This is a genomic window from Serratia inhibens (assembly GCF_003591175.1).
Classification (GTDB): Bacteria; Pseudomonadota; Gammaproteobacteria; order Enterobacterales; family Enterobacteriaceae; genus Serratia; species Serratia inhibens.
Genome location: NZ_QYYG01000002.1, coordinates 369,115 through 383,767, shown reverse-complemented (window position 1 = coordinate 383,767; position 14,653 = coordinate 369,115). Strand labels below are relative to the sequence as shown.

Genomic DNA, 14,653 nt, shown 5'->3' with positions numbered 1-14,653 from the left:
TTCCCGTTGCACTGAAAGCTACGTTATTGTTATAAAACTGTTGCGTCCAGCGCTTTGATTCGAACATCCCGTTGCATAAAAGAGAGCACCCCAGACTATGTTCGCATTCTCCCGTTTTCTGTTGTATTTCACCGAGGTCGCCCGGCAGGGGTCATTTCGCAAGGCGTCCGAAACCTTGCACGTTGCCGCATCGTCTATCGATCGGCAGATATTGCGGGTTGAAAAAGAGTTGGCGATGCCGTTGTTTGAACGCCACCCCACCGGGCTGCGGCTGACCGCTGCGGGAGAGCTGTTGTTGCATGCCGCCAACAACTGGAAGAAAGATTTTTACCGCGTCTGCGAGCAGCTCGACGACCTGCGCGGGTTGCGCCGAGGGCATGTGCGTATTGCGACTATCGATGCGATAAATCGGCACTTTTTTTCGGCGATGCTCAAAAAAGTGCATCAGGAATACCCGAACATCTCATTCACGCTGACGACGATGAACAATATCGATATCCAGCAGGCGCTGATATCGGGCGATGCCGACTTCGGGATTATGTTGAATCCGCAGAGTTCCAAAGAGCTGCAGGTACGGGCTTTTGCCGAAATCAATCTGGGGATTGTGGTGCCGAAAGGGCATCCGCTGGCGGGCCGGCGCGGCGTTCGTTTCAATCAATGCCTTGAATACCCGTTTATCATTCCCTCTGCGCCGCTGATGCTGTCCGAGCCGGTCGAGGCGTTGATCAACATTAACGGCGGCAGCGTCAATGAAGTGGCGGTATCGAACAACATTCATATGATCCGCTCTCTGATCAAAGAGAAAATCGGCATCGGCATTTTGTGCTGGCTGGATATCATGGATGAGGTGCTGGCCGATGAGTTGCTGTTTATCCCCCTCACCGATCCCCAGTTAAAATCTTTTACGCTGTCTCTGTGCGTCGCCCCTTCAAGGCAGCTCTCTTTAGCGGCGTCGATGATGCTTAAACAGCTGGAGATGCTGTTTAGCCAGATTCAGGCGCCGGGCAGCGAACCGAGTTAGTGCGCACTGATTTGGTGCTCTGTGCCCCTCTTTGAATCAAAGGTTGCAAGAGAAAGCTGGTTCGATGCATCGGCATGCCGCGGGGCCGGGCCTCGCTCAAGTTGGCATCGTTCTTGTATAGCTTAACCTGAGTAGAAGCGGTCAGCGCAGATGCGTGCGCGGGACATTGCTCAGCAACCATTTTGCGGTTCATTCAGGGCCGGATAGGGGGCTGAGCCGCTATTGCTTGCCCCTCTCGCCGGCGACGATAAGGAGAGGAGCAATGAAGATAACATTCCGCATTCCCCTGTCTTGCTGCGTGTTGAGCACGCTGATACTGGGGACGTTTTCTCAGGCGACCCGCGCCGACGATAAACTTGTTCTGTTGACTTCCTGGTACGCCCAGGCCGAGCAGGGCGGTTATTATCAGGCTCTGGCGACGGGGATTTACTCGCGTTACGGCCTGGACGTCAGCATTCAGTCCGGTGGCCCGCAGATCAACGGCATGCAGTTGCTGTTGTCCCGGCGCGCCGACGTGATCATCGGCTATGACCTCCAACTGCTGGAGGCGGTGCAGCGCGGTTTTCAGGCCAAAGCCATCGCCGCCCCCTTTCAGTTCGACCCGCAGGGTTTGCTGACTCACGCCTCGGTCACATCGCTCGACGGTCTTAAAGATAAAACCATTCTGGTTTCCAGCTCCGGCCAATCAACCTGGTGGCCGTGGCTGAAAGAGCGTTACCACCTGAACGATTCGCAGGTTCGCCCTTACACATTCAACATCCAACCCTTTGTGGCCGACGATAACGTGGCGCAGCAGGCTTATGTCAGCTCTGAAGTCTTTCAGGCGCAAAAAGCCGGGGTGAAATCCAACTTTTTCCTCTTCTCTGAACACGGCTATCCCCCTTATGGCGGCATTTTGATTACCCGCCCCGAACTGACCCAGAGCCGCAACGCCGCCATGGCCAGGTTCGTGCGCGCCTCAATGGAGGGTTGGGTGAGTTATCTGCAAAACCCGGCGCCCGGTAATGCATTGATTAAAAAAGACAACCCCAAAATGACCGATGACCTGTTGGCCTGGGGCGTCCAGCAAATCAAACAACACCACCTGATTGACGGCGGCGACGCCGCTACGCAAGGCTGGGGCACCATGACCGAAGCCCGCTGGCAGAAGACCCGCGATTTTATGGTTAACGCCAAATTGCTAAACGCGGACACCGACTGGAAGCAGGCTTATACCACCGAGTTCGTCGAGTCTATGCGGGTCAAACCCTGAGGAGCGTTGCGATGTCATCCCACTCATTACTGATTAAAAATGCGCACGCGATTCTGACCGGTTTGCCGGGTGAGGCGGCGCGCCACGCCGGGCCGGATATTCGCGTCCGGGAAGGCGTTATCGAGGCGATAGGCGCGTTGACCCGACAGCCTGATGAGCCGCTGATTGACGCTCGCGACTGCGTGGTCTATCCGGCCTGGGTCAATACTCATCACCATCTGTTTCAGTCGTTGCTCAAAGCGGAGCCTCTGGGGCTGAACAAAAGCCTTACCGAGTGGTTAAGCGCCACGCCTTACCGTTTTCGCGCCGCTTTTGATGAGCAGACGTTTCGGCTGTCGGTGCGTATTGGGCTGGTTGAGCTGCTGCGTTCGGGCTGCGCCAGCGTTGCCGACCATAACTACCTCTACTGGCCGGGAATGCCGTTCGATCCCTCCGAGATTGTGTTTAGCGAGGGGGAAGCCCTGGGCATGCGCATTGTGCTGTGCCGGGGAGGTGCGACGCAGGGGCGGGCGATTGAGCAAGATTTGCCGCAGGCGCTGCGCCCGGAAAACGTCGAACATTATCTGGCGGATATCGAACGTTTGGTCGGCCGCTATCACGACCCGCGCCCGGCGTCGTTGCGTCGCGTGGTGATGGCGCCGACAACGCTGCTGCATTCGGCGCCGGGGCCACAGCTGCGCGAGATGGCCGGGGTGGCGCGCCGTTTAGGCATTCGTCTGCACAGCCATCTGTCAGAAACGGTGGATTATCTGGATGCGGCGCGGGCCCGATTTGGCATGACGCCGGTACAGTATTGCGCCGAGCACGATTGGCTGGGCGACGACGTTTGGTTTGCGCATCTGGTCAAACTTTTGCCGCAGGAGATAACGATGCTGGGCCAGAGCCGCACCGGGATCGCGCACTGCCCGCAGAGTAACGGGCGTTTAGGCAGTGGTATCGCCGACTTGCCGGCATTGGAAAAAGCCGGGGTGCCCATTTCGTTGGGCGTCGACGGTGCCGCGTCGAACGAGGCGGCCGATATGCAGAGCGAGACGCATGCCGCATGGCTTTTGCAGCGCGCCAGAAAGGGAATGCAGGCTCAGCCGCGCTACGACGGCGGTACCTTCGAAGGTGGCGGCGACGCGGCGACCATCGAAGACGTGGTGCGTTGGGGCAGCAGGGGTGGGGCGCAGATCCTTGGCCTGCAGCAAAGCGGGGCTTTGCAGGTGGGCATGCTGGCGGATATCGCGATTTATCGGCTGGACGACCCGCGTTATTTCGGCCTGCATGATATGGCGGTGGGGCCGGTGGCCTGCGGCGGCCGGGCATCGCTCAAGGCGCTCATGATTAACGGCCGCGTTATCGTCGAAGACGACGTGATACCGGGCCTCGATTTGGCGCAGATGCGTCATCAGGCCATGTCCGCCGTCCGTACTTTGCAGCAACGCGTAGTCGGTTAATTCTATCGATTCAGAAGGAAAATTATTATGACGCAGTCAATTCAACCTCAAGGCTATGCCCTGCAAGAACTGGAAAAGGAAGCGCAAATGGGCGCGATGGGTGAAGAGACTTTTGCCCGCGAGGTTCGCTGCATTGACCTGTCGGACTTTGAGCGGCGCAAAAGCGAGATCGCCGATGAGCTTTGGCAGGCGGCGGTTGAAATCGGTTTCTTTCAGGTGAGCCACCACGGCATTGCGCTGAACGATATCCGCCAGGCATTCAGCATGACCGAGAGGTTCTTCTCGCTGCCCGAGGCGGTGAAAGCGCAGTATCCGCTGGCGCGAAACGCCGGTTGGGAAAATAAGTCCCAGGTGCGCCCTTCGACCAAAATGCCCGACCAGAAGGAGTCTTATCAGATAACTCGCCCGCTGATGGCGGCGCTGTGGCCGAGCGAGCAGGAACTGCCCGGGTTTAAAAACACGCTGTTGGCCTTTGAGTCTCAATGTTGGCAACTGGGGATGAAGCTGCTTTCATGCTTTGCGCTCAAACTCGGTTTCCCCGAGCACTTTTTCGAGCAGGCGCATAACCCCAACCGGCAAACTTACCAGAGCACCCTGCGCATGCTGCATTACTACGCCACTGAACAGTCGCAGCAGGGGATGTGGCGCGCCGGTGCCCATACCGACTTTGACTGCCTGACGCTGTTATTCCAACGCCCCGGTCAGGGCGGGCTGCAGGTTTGCCCGGGGAAAGATCGCGAAAGCCAGTTGTGGACCAGCATCGAACCGCGTGAAGAGGTGATTACCTGCAATATCGGTGACATGCTGATGCGCTGGAGTGACGACCAGTTACCCTCGAATTTCCACCGGGTAAGGAATCCGCTGCCCGGCGAGTATCAGGGCGCGCGCTACAGCCTGGCGTTTTTCTGCCAGGCCAATAAAGACGTCGTTATTCTGGGGCCACAGGCAAAGTACCCGGCGATTAGCGCCGAAGACTATCTGCAACAGCGTATTCAGGCCAATTTTGCGCAGGGATGAGGTTCTAACCTGCGCAACATTGCCATAGGAAAGGGGCCAGTCATGCCGAAATTCTGCTTCCGGGCGGGGCAGGATTTCGGGGGAATATTACAACTGCTGCACCAGCGCTTTCAGTTGCCTGACGAGGGCGCTCTCCGAACCTGCGGCGTCCGGTTTGCCGGTGGACTGCCGGATAACCAGGGTGGTCGGTAACAGGTCGTTAAACGCCTCTTGCGGCTGATTTTCCATGTTCAACAAATGGGTGACCGCACGTTTTCCTATCAGATCAAAGTCCTGCCTCACCGTGGTCAGGGCCGGGTGGAAATACTGGCTGTCGGGGGTATCGTCATAGCCAATCACGGACACATCCTGCGGTATGCGCTTGTTGAGTTGCCGCAAGGCGCTGATGACCCCTAACGCCATCTGGTCGCTGGCGACCAGCATCGCCGTGATATCCGGGTGCCGGCTGAATAATTCCACGGTTTTTACCCAGCCGCTGTTGGCGCTCCAGTCGCCGTACTCGGTATCTGTCTCCGCAATGCCCGCCTGATACAGGGTGTCGCGCCAACAGGCCAGACGCAGCCGTGCCGAAATGGAGCTTTCCGGGCCGGCCAGCAAGCCGAATTTCCGGTGCCCCAGCTCCAGAAGCAGGTTAACGCTGCTGGCGGTGCCGTCGCTGTGAAGAAAGCCAAGGTGACAGACCTCTGCGGCGGGCGGCACGTCCAGAAACAGTTGCCGTATGTCCGGGTTATCCCGCGCCAGGGTTTCCGCATCGGCTTTTTCCAGCGGCAGGCTCATGACCACGCTGTTGATCTTCTGCGCCCGAAACTCATTCAGCGCCGATTGCAGGACGTTCAGCTGCCCGGTTTTCAACATCGATATCGCCACCTGATACCCCACCGATTCCGCATGGTGCTTGAACGCTGAGGCGATTTGCGAAGGGGCATGCAGCGCAAGGGAAGTGGTGAGCAAGCCAAACGTCGGCAAGGTTTTGCCGGCCAGGATCTGTGCGGAGCGGTTAGGCACATAATTGAGCGTATTCATCGCGCCCAGCACGTTATTGCGCGTGCGTTCGGAGACGATATCCGGGTTGTTCAACACCCGTGACACGGTCTGCTGGGAGACTCCCGCCTGTTTTGCCACGTCTTCCAGCGTTGCCTGCCGTTTATTCATCCATTCAATCTCGCAATGAAAGTGCAGCGTTAAATAGTGCTACAGGTGAGGAACATGCAGAGCGCCGATACGCCGTGAATCCGTCCATGGAGGCTCGTATCGCGCGTCCATGCGCTCAACGGTCGGCTAACCCGCATGTTCCCCACCCGTCTCAAGTTTGGGTGTCGCGGTATTAAACGCCGTTATTTAGCCTGCAAGGCGCCGTCTTGTCTGAAAATGTATTAAAAAAACATTTAATGTCATGCGCAATACATTATAGGAAACAATCAACAAATAGCGTGATTGACCTCAAAGATAACCACCAAATTCATTGCCCGCCAATATGTATCTCGTATTTACTCGACTGAAAATGTATAGCGCTATACATCCCTATGACAGCAGGTAAGGATTGTTATGAAGCAGCCTCTTTATTCGGTAAACGATAACCCGCCGGACAGCGTTCTCCATCAGGTACTGGCCCGGCAGGACTGGCAGAACCCGGCCGTCACCCACCTCAACAGATTACCCGCCCACCCGCAATTTCGCAGTTGGCGTGCGGTGGAAGAGGCCTGGGATAACCGGCGCTCCGATCGGTGCGTTTCGCTGGATGGCGAATGGCAGTTTGTTTATCTGGCGCAGCCCGAAGCGGCGGACCCGCGCTGGTTAGTGGCGGATGGCCCGGATAGCCGGCCGGTAACTGTACCTTCCAACTGGCAGATGGACGGCTATGATGCGCCGATCTACACCAACGTCCGCTACCCGATCTCGACCGAACCGCCTTTTGTGCCGCAGGAGAACCCGACGGGGTGCTATTCGCGCGAGATTGACATCCCGGAAGCCTGGCTGAAGGCAGGCAAAACCCGAATCATCTTCAACGGGGTGAACTCGGCGTTCCACCTTTTTTGCAATGGGGTGTGGATTGGCTATTCACAGGACAGCCGCTTACCGGCCGAGTTCGATTTAACCGACGCGCTGCATGCCGGCGGCAACCGTATCTGCGCGATGGTGATGCGCTGGAGCTCGGGCACCTGGCTTGAGGATCAGGACATGTGGCGCATGAGCGGCATTTACCGCTCGGTGTCATTGCTGCACAAGCCGGACGCCCACCTTACCGATTTTCAACTGACCGCCGGGCTGGATACGGAGTATCGGCACGGCACCTTGCAGGCTTCGGTGCAGGTCGCAGCGGGGAAAGCCCAGCCGGCGGGGCTGCAGGTGGATTTATCCCTGTGGCGAGGCGATGAAAAAATCGCCGGCCAACGCAAGCCGCTGGGCACCGAGCCGATTGACGAGCGGGGGGCTTATGCCGATCGGGTGACCTTTGCGTTGCCGGTGCAGGCGCCGGATTTATGGAGCGCCGAGTTACCTCATTGTTATCGCGCCGTCATTGCGCTTTACGGCGCCGATGGTGAGCTGATTGAAGCCGAGGCGGCGGACACCGGTTTTCGCCGCGTAGAGATAACGGACGGATTGCTGAAAGTGAACGGCAAGCCGCTGCTGATCCGTGGCGTCAACCGGCATGAGCACCACCCGGAGCGCGGCCAGGCGATCAACGAAGAGGACATGATTCAGGATATTCTGCTGATGAAGCAGAACAACTTTAATGCCGTGCGCTGTTCGCATTACCCCAATAATCCGCGTTGGTACGAGCTGTGTGACCGCTACGGCCTTTACGTGGTGGATGAGGCCAATATCGAAACTCACGGCATGGTGCCGATGGCGCGGCTGAGTGACGATCCGAGCTGGTTCCCGGCTTACAGCGCCCGCGTGACCCGCATGGTGCAGTGTAACCGCAATCATCCTTCCATCATTATCTGGTCGCTGGGCAATGAGTCCGGGCATGGCAGTTTGCATGATGCGCTTTACCGCTGGATCAAAAGCAGTGATCCCACACGGCCGGTTCAGTACGAAGGCGGCGGGGCCAACAGCGCGGCAACGGATATCCTTTGCCCGATGTATGCCAGGGTGGATGACGATCAACTCATCCCCGGGGTGCCAAAATGGTCGATAAAAAAATGGGTCGGCATGCCGGGCGAAAACCGCCCGCTGATACTGTGCGAATACGCCCACGCGATGGGCAACAGCCTGGGGAATTTTGACGAGTACTGGCGGGCATTTCGTCAGTATCCGCGGCTTCAGGGCGGGTTTGTCTGGGACTGGGCCGATCAATCGCTGCTTAAAAACGATGAGAATGGCTCGCCCGCACCGGCCTATGGCGGCGACTTCAACGACACGCCCAATGACCGGCAGTTCTGCATGAACGGCCTGGTGTTTGCCGACCGCACGCCACACCCTTCGCTCCATGAAGCCAAACATGCGCAGCAGTTCTTCCAGTTTTCATTGGTGAGCCATGCGCCGCTCGAGGTGGCTGTCGGCAGTGAATATCTGTTCCGCCGTACCGACAATGAAACACTGCACTGGCGCATTGAACAGGATGGGCGCGAATGGCGCTCTGGCGAGGTGGCGTTGGACCTCCCGCCGCAGGGCAATGCCGTCGTCACCCTGGCGGAACGCATCGATTTGCCGGCGAATACCCGCAATGTCACTCTGATCCTTGAAGTTATCCAGCCGGAGGCTACCGCCTGGTCATCGGCCGGGCACCGCGTTGCATGGCAGCAATTCCGCTTGCCGACGGCGCTGGCGTTGCCGGATGCGCCAAAACCCGGCGTTCGCCCTGAACTGCAGATTGATGAAGACGCTTATCGGGTGCTGCATGGCGAACAGCAATGGTTTATCGACCGCAAGAGCGGTTTGTTGACGCAGTGGACGGTGGCGGGTGAAAACACACTGATTAGCCCGTTCACCGACCAGTTTGTTCGCGCGCCGCTGGATAACGACATTGGGGTCAGTGAAGTTGAACGATGCGACCCTAACGCCTGGGTGGAACGTTGGAAAAAAGCCGGGCTTTATGACATGGAGAGAGCCTGCGCCCAGTGCACGGCGGCGGCTTACGAAGACCGGGTGGAGATCCGCAGCACCTTCCATTACCGCTATGGCGATGAGGTGCTGATCGTCAGCCACTGGCAGATGACGATTGATGGCCACGGCGCGCTGAAGATCAACGTCGAAGGGGAGCGCGCAAGCCATTTGCCGCCACTGGCGCGTATCGGCATGGTTTTCCAGGCCACACCGGCTTCCGCAGAAGTCGAGTGGTTAGGGTTGGGGCCGCATGAGAACTACCCCGATCGCCAAAAAAGCGCCTGTTTCTCACGCTGGCGCCTGCCGTTGAGTGAGATGGCCACCCCGTACGTCTTCCCCACGGAAAATGGCTTGCGTTGCAACACCCATGAGCTCAATTGGGGAGCCTGGCGCGTCGACGGATTATTCCATTTCTCCATCATGCCTTACGGCAGCAAGCAGTTGATGGACGTCGATCATTGGCATCTGTTGCGCGCCGAACCCGGTATCTGGATCACCCTGGACGCGCAGCACATGGGCGTGGGGGGCGATGACTCCTGGACGCCGAGCGTGCATGAAGAGTGGTTGTTAAAGGAAACGCAGTGGCGTTATCAGGTCAGTATTAAGCATCAGTAAGCGTGGAGGGGGGAATCTTCCCCCCATTAAAAAATAATAATCCAGGTGACACTATGAAATTGACTCAGCTCTCGGCACAGGAACGGCATAACTTTATTTATTTTATGCTCTTCTTCTTTTTCTACTATTTCATCATGTCGGCGTATTTCCCTTTTTTCCCGATATGGCTTTCGGATGTCAATCACCTCACCAAAACTGAAACCGGGATGGTTTTTTCATTTATTGCCTTGTTTGCCATTATTTTTCAGGTGGCTTTCGGTTTAATCTCCGACAAGCTGGGCCTGCGCAAACATCTGCTGTGGGCGATTGTCATTCTTTTGATTTTATTCGCACCGTTCTTTATCTACGTGCTGGCGCCTTTGCTGCAATACAATATTTATGCCGGCGCGCTGGCGGGGGGCCTTTACCTGGGGTTTGTGTTCTCCGGCGGCGCGGGGGCTGTGGAAGCTTATATTGAACGCGTCAGCCGCACCAACCGTTTTGAATACGGCAAGGTTCGCGTTTCCGGCTGTGTGGGCTGGGCCATTTGCGCGTCGATAACCGGGCTGCTATTCAGCATTAACCCCAACATTACCTTCTGGATCGCCTCAGGGTTCGGGGTGGTGCTGGCCGTCTTGTTGATTGTATCCCGCCCGCAACCGAACCAGACGGCGCAGGTGATGGACAAGCTGGGGGCGAATCAGCGCGAGTTCTCGCTGGCCATGGCGCTGGAGCTGTTAAAAATGCCGCGCTTCTGGGCCTTCTTGTTATACGTGATTGGCGTCGCCAGTATTTACGACGTGTTCGACCAGCAATTCGCCAACTTTTTCAAAGGCTTCTTTTCATCGCCGCAAAGGGGCACCGAGATCTTCGGTTTCGTCACCACCGGCGGGGAGTTATTGAACGCCTGCATCATGTTCTGCGCCCCGTTTATCATTAACCGCATCGGCGCCAAAAATGCGCTGCTGGTGGCCGGTGCCATCATGTCGGTGAGGATTATCGGATCGTCCTTCGCCAGCAGCGGCATTGAAGTTATTGTGCTGAAAACGCTGCATATGTTTGAGCTGCCTTTCCTGCTGGTGGGCACCTTTAAATATATTTCCTCGGTGTTTGATCCCCGGGTGTCGGCAACCTTGTTCCTGATCGGTTTTAATTTGTCCAAACAGCTTTCGGGCGTGGTGCTTTCCGCCTGGGTGGGAAGAATGTATGACTCGGTGGGTTTCCATCAGGCCTATCTGATCCTTGGCTTGATCACCACCACCTTTACCGTCATTTCCTATTTCACGCTGACGGGGCGCGGCCTGCGTACACCGGTGGAGGCTGACACCGCCACGCCGTAACGCCTTATCGCCAACAATAGAGGGAGCCAGGGAACGGCCCCGACAAAAAGCCCGCTCAGGTTTACCCCGAGCGGGCTTTTTCTTCGGTCAGGCTAAAGGGGACGGAACGGCTTAGAACTCCACGCTCGCCTGTACCATCAGATTACGTGTTTCCCCTTCGCGCACGCGCAGATTGCCGCCGCTGGAGGTGTAGTAGTGCTCATTAAACAGGTTGTTCAGGTTCAGCTTCAACTGCGTTTTCTCGCCAAACAGGCGGTTGTTCCACGCGATGAAACTGTCGGCCACCACATAATTCGGCAGGGTGAAACTGTTCTCCGGATCGCCCGCCCGCGTGCCGACGTAGCGCGCGCCGCCACCGACACGGAAATCGCCCGGAATGCCGCTGATCACCAAATTATGGCTCAGGTAGAGCGCGCCTGAATGGCGTGGCGCATTCTGCAGACGGTTGCCGTTATTCGCGGAATTCTCGCCGTCGTCAATGATCTTGGCGTTGGTGTAGCTGTAATTGGCGCTCAGCTCCCAGTCCGGCAAGATCTCGCCATTCAGTTCGAATTCCGCACCGCGTGAGCGTGCTTTATTGATAGCGCGCGTTGTGCCGTTGATGCTGAGCGACATGTCGCGTTCGTCAATATTAAACAGTGCCACGCTGGCGAACAGGCGCGGCGAGACCTGCCACTTGCTGCCCATCTCCCAGGTGGTGCCCTGTTCAGGCTTGCCGACGTCACCGTCATCGTCGACGTTGGTGGACGGCGTAAAGGATTTGCTGACGCTGCCGTAAAGCGAGACATCCGGCGTCAGTTTATAAATCAGCCCAGCCTGCGGCAGGAACTTGTTGCCTTCGTCATCCAGCGTTTCCACCACCGGATTGAAGCCTTTGGAGGCGCGCTGCTCGTAATGCTGATAGCGCCCGCCCAACACGGCGATCCAGTCCGGCGTCAGCGAAATGCTGTCTTTGGCGTACACCGAACGGCTGTGAATGCGGTTCAGGTTATTGCTGTTGGCGACGTTTTCCGTGCTGCCGTTGGTCACGGGCGACAGGATGTCGTATTGCGGATCGTTGAGGTTAAAGCTGCTGTTGGCTTTGCCCTGGTATTGATGCGCACGATAGGTCTGGTTCATCTCATAATCGGTACCCAGAACGATATCGTGCGTCATGCCGAAGATGTTCTGCGAGCCGATCAGGTCCCAGGAGAGGTATTTGGTTTTATGGTTGAAGCCACGGTTGGCATCTGCGCGGCGCGTGACGGCGCCGGTGGTGGTGTTGATGCCGGTCACCCGGACTTCGTTGTTGTCGTAGCGGCGCTGGTTCCAGCCCAGCGTCAGGCGGGTGCTCCAGTCTTCGTTGAACTGCCAGCCATACTGGGCATTCAGCGTTTTGTTGTGGCCCCAGGCATGGTTGGCCTTGTCGTCCAGGCGGTTTTTATAGCCGATGTCGACCGGTTTGCCGTCGATAAAGGCGGTGCCGCGATCGTAAGGAATGTCGTAGCGATATTCGGAGTAGCTGATCAAGAAGTTGGCTTTTTCGCCGAACCATTGCAGCGACGGGGCGATCAGGGTGTGTTCGTCACTGCCGAAATTGCGCCAATAATCCTGATTTTGTTTCTCGGCAATCAGCCGGAAGGCAAAACCGTTACCGAGCGGGCCGGTGACATCTACCGTGCCTGCACCGCCGCCTTCGCTGGCGTAGCGGCCGCTGACCCGGGTGTGCCAGTCGTATTGCGGTTTTTTGCTGACGACGTTGATCACACCACCCGGATTTTGGATGCCGTACAGCAGCGAAGCCGAGCCTTTCAGCACTTCAACGCGTTCGGTGGTGGCATCGAAATTCAGCCCCTGGCTGCTGCGCACGCCGTCGCGGTAAATGGAGCCGTCCGAGTTGGAACCGAAACCGCGGCGCACAAAGCCATCTTCGGTACCCGCCAGCGTGTTGCCTTCGGCTACGCCGCTGACAAAACGCATCGCATCGGCCAGGCTTTCGGCCTGATAGTCTTCTAACTGCTGTTGGGTAACTACGCTGACGGATTGCGCTTCATTCAGCCTGGCGGTTGGCGTTTTGCCGGCAACGGAGCTGCTGCTGGCGCTGTAACCCTGTTCGTCTGCCGCTTGCCCGGTAACGGTGAGGGTATTGTCGTCCCATGCGGCATAGCTGGTGCCTGAGGTGAAAAACGCGGCGCCATAGATTGCGGCAAGAATGGCCGGATGGCAGCTGCGTTTAAAGTAAAACGATTTATTGTTATTCATCTAATTAAACCCGGTGTTAATGATGTTGTTATTTTCTTTTGCCAATAAAAACCCGGCTGTTTTTAAGTGAAACCGCCAGGGTAAGGGAAGTCTTTGTATCAATGTAATTGATAATCATTCAATCATAAGGCAATGTAGTAGTAAATATGAAAATTCAACCCGTCACTACAACAGCGTGCAAAAAGATGACGCGTTTTATGTGGGTGATTGTTTTCACTTAGTGATTTGTATTTAAAGTATTTTTCTTGATTTTTTGTTGCGATTTGGCGACGGTTTTCCGTCGGTAGGCCGCGATATGATTGTTTTAAAAGCCTGATAGCTACTACATTTAGCGCGAACGAAGAGGCCTTTGCAGCACGGCCTTGGGTCAATAAACCAATAAAAAACAAACGGATTGAGCAAACATATGGCGATAACGGGAAATGAAATAAAAAAACGTGTCGATGTTTTTGGCGAACGTTACCGCGCGCGTGCGGCGGCGCTTTCTCCACGATTACAGGCGGTGGTGCGCTACATCCATGAGCATCGCGAGTCCGTAATGGAAGCGAGCGCCATGGAGATTGCCGCAGCGACGGGCACCTCGGATGCCACCGTGGTGCGGGCGGTGCAGGCATTGGGTTTTGCCGGCTTGCGCGACATGAAAAGCACGCTGGAAGCCTGGTTCGGCACTGCGGTTAACTCCGAAGAAAAGATGAACGCTACCGTGAGCGATCTGGCCTGTGACATCAATTCCGGCATCGACTTCGTGTTGGGGGGGCATAAGCGCGCCTGCGACGTGTTATCTGAACCGCACAACCGCCAGGCCATCTCGCAAGCGGTGAGCTTGCTGATTGAGGCACGCCAGGTGGCGCTATTCGGCATTAATGCCTCGGGGATTTTGGCCGACTACAGCACCCGGCTGTTTAATCGCATCGGCATTCCTGCGGTATCGCTTAACCGCTCCGGCATTGCCCTCGCCGAACAGTTGATCACCCTCCAGCGCGGCGACGTGTTGATTATGATGGCGCAGAAGTCGGCGCACAGGGAAGGGAGGACAACTATTCGCGAAGCGAAGCGCCTCGGCATCCCGATTATTTTGCTGACCAACGCCAGCGACTCGTTTTTTGCCGGGGAAGCGCATGTCGTGATCAACGTTCCCCGCGGCGGCGAGAATGGCCGCTTACCGCTGCATGGCACCGTATTGGTGTGCCTGGAAATGCTGATCCTTTCCGTCGCTTCGGCCACCTCTGCACGCACTATGAAAACCATGAAACGCATTCAGGACTTAAATCGCGGGCTTAAAGGGGCGGGGAGGAAGTAGTGGGGGAAGCGCCTGGTCTCTGGCATCTGGTGGTGTAGTTTTAGGTGAGTGGGCGGAGGGCGTGGGGGAATGTTGTTGGGTAGGCAACTAGCTCGGCGCTTGGTGGTCAGGTACTGATTGTCGGGTTAGTGCCGGAGCGGACGTTGTAAATCTCACTTAGCGTTAACAGTTATGAATAGTTCACTAACGCACATATTTATTCGATTATGTGGTAAAAACTGATAAACCTATGCTAAGGGGCTTACATAATGATAATTTTTTGTTATATTTTTCTCTCACAGTGTAAATCTTGTTTTAAGAGTGTTAACACTATCTATTAATCTGGGGCTGTATGTTTTATTGGAAAATCACCAAAGCATTAAGCTTCAAAAAACGATGCTATAAACTCACACTATGTTA

Annotated in this window: 9 protein-coding genes; 7 read left to right on the top strand and 2 right to left on the bottom strand. The window is 56.4% G+C overall.

Features of this window, described 5'->3' with window-relative positions; all coding sequences use genetic code 11:
• Positions 1–97 precede the first annotated feature (97 nt).
• The 4 genes from D4100_RS10860 to D4100_RS10845 all read left to right on the top strand — a co-directional run bounded on the left by D4100_RS10860 (position 98) and on the right by D4100_RS10845 (position 4,729).
• Complete coding sequence (locus tag D4100_RS10860; RefSeq protein WP_119804335.1) at positions 98–1,021, top strand: LysR family transcriptional regulator; 924 nt, start codon at positions 98–100, stop codon at positions 1,019–1,021.
• Positions 1,022–1,283: 262 nt separating this feature from the next.
• Positions 1,284–2,273 (top strand): ABC transporter substrate-binding protein, encoded by a 990-nt coding sequence (locus D4100_RS10855; RefSeq protein ID WP_119804334.1) that lies wholly within the window; start codon positions 1,284–1,286, stop codon positions 2,271–2,273.
• An 11-nt stretch (positions 2,274–2,284) separates the two neighbouring features.
• Entirely contained in the window at positions 2,285–3,712 is a 1,428-nt protein-coding gene (locus D4100_RS10850) for an amidohydrolase family protein (RefSeq protein ID WP_119804333.1), read from the top strand.
• 27 nt (positions 3,713–3,739) lie between these two features.
• Complete coding sequence (locus tag D4100_RS10845; protein ID WP_119804332.1) at positions 3,740–4,729, top strand: isopenicillin N synthase family dioxygenase; 990 nt, start codon at positions 3,740–3,742, stop codon at positions 4,727–4,729.
• A gap of 87 nt (positions 4,730–4,816) precedes the next feature.
• Here D4100_RS10845 and D4100_RS10840 read toward each other — a convergent pair whose 3' ends face one another.
• On the bottom strand, positions 4,817–5,881 hold the full coding sequence (locus D4100_RS10840; protein ID WP_119804331.1) for a LacI family DNA-binding transcriptional regulator: 1,065 nt from the start codon (positions 5,879–5,881) through the stop codon (positions 4,817–4,819).
• A 393-nt stretch (positions 5,882–6,274) separates the two neighbouring features.
• Here D4100_RS10840 and D4100_RS10835 point away from each other — a divergent pair, with 393 nt between their 5' ends.
• Positions 6,275–9,394, top strand: a complete 3,120-nt coding sequence (locus D4100_RS10835; RefSeq protein WP_119804330.1) for a beta-galactosidase — start codon at positions 6,275–6,277, stop codon at positions 9,392–9,394.
• A gap of 53 nt (positions 9,395–9,447) precedes the next feature.
• Positions 9,448–10,713: an MFS transporter gene (locus D4100_RS10830; protein ID WP_119804329.1), complete on the top strand. Its 1,266-nt coding sequence runs from the start codon at positions 9,448–9,450 to the stop codon at positions 10,711–10,713.
• A gap of 111 nt (positions 10,714–10,824) precedes the next feature.
• Here D4100_RS10830 and D4100_RS10825 read toward each other — a convergent pair whose 3' ends face one another.
• Positions 10,825–12,954 carry a TonB-dependent siderophore receptor gene (locus D4100_RS10825; protein ID WP_119804328.1) on the bottom strand — a complete coding sequence of 710 codons (2,130 nt, stop codon included), beginning with the start codon at positions 12,952–12,954 and terminating at the stop codon, positions 10,825–10,827.
• A gap of 412 nt (positions 12,955–13,366) precedes the next feature.
• On the opposite strand from D4100_RS10825, the gene D4100_RS10820 reads away from it, so the two are divergent.
• Positions 13,367–14,254 carry a MurR/RpiR family transcriptional regulator gene (locus D4100_RS10820; protein ID WP_119804503.1) on the top strand — a complete coding sequence of 296 codons (888 nt, stop codon included), beginning with the start codon at positions 13,367–13,369 and terminating at the stop codon, positions 14,252–14,254.
• Positions 14,255–14,653 lie beyond the last annotated feature (399 nt).

What these genes read in the sequence shown, in the direction of transcription:
- D4100_RS10835 (WP_119804330.1), top strand. Translation starts at nt 6,275, where the DNA reads ATGAAGCAGCCTCTTTATTCGGTAAACGATAACCCGCCGGACAGCGTT.
- D4100_RS10850 (WP_119804333.1), top strand. Translation starts at nt 2,285, where the DNA reads ATGTCATCCCACTCATTACTGATTAAAAATGCGCACGCGATTCTGACC.
- D4100_RS10840 (WP_119804331.1), bottom strand. Translation starts at nt 5,881, where the DNA reads ATGAATAAACGGCAGGCAACGCTGGAAGACGTGGCAAAACAGGCGGGA.
- D4100_RS10830 (WP_119804329.1), top strand. Translation starts at nt 9,448, where the DNA reads ATGAAATTGACTCAGCTCTCGGCACAGGAACGGCATAACTTTATTTAT.
- D4100_RS10825 (WP_119804328.1), bottom strand. Translation starts at nt 12,954, where the DNA reads ATGAATAACAATAAATCGTTTTACTTTAAACGCAGCTGCCATCCGGCC.
- D4100_RS10860 (WP_119804335.1), top strand. Translation starts at nt 98, where the DNA reads ATGTTCGCATTCTCCCGTTTTCTGTTGTATTTCACCGAGGTCGCCCGG.
- D4100_RS10845 (WP_119804332.1), top strand. Translation starts at nt 3,740, where the DNA reads ATGACGCAGTCAATTCAACCTCAAGGCTATGCCCTGCAAGAACTGGAA.
- D4100_RS10855 (WP_119804334.1), top strand. Translation starts at nt 1,284, where the DNA reads ATGAAGATAACATTCCGCATTCCCCTGTCTTGCTGCGTGTTGAGCACG.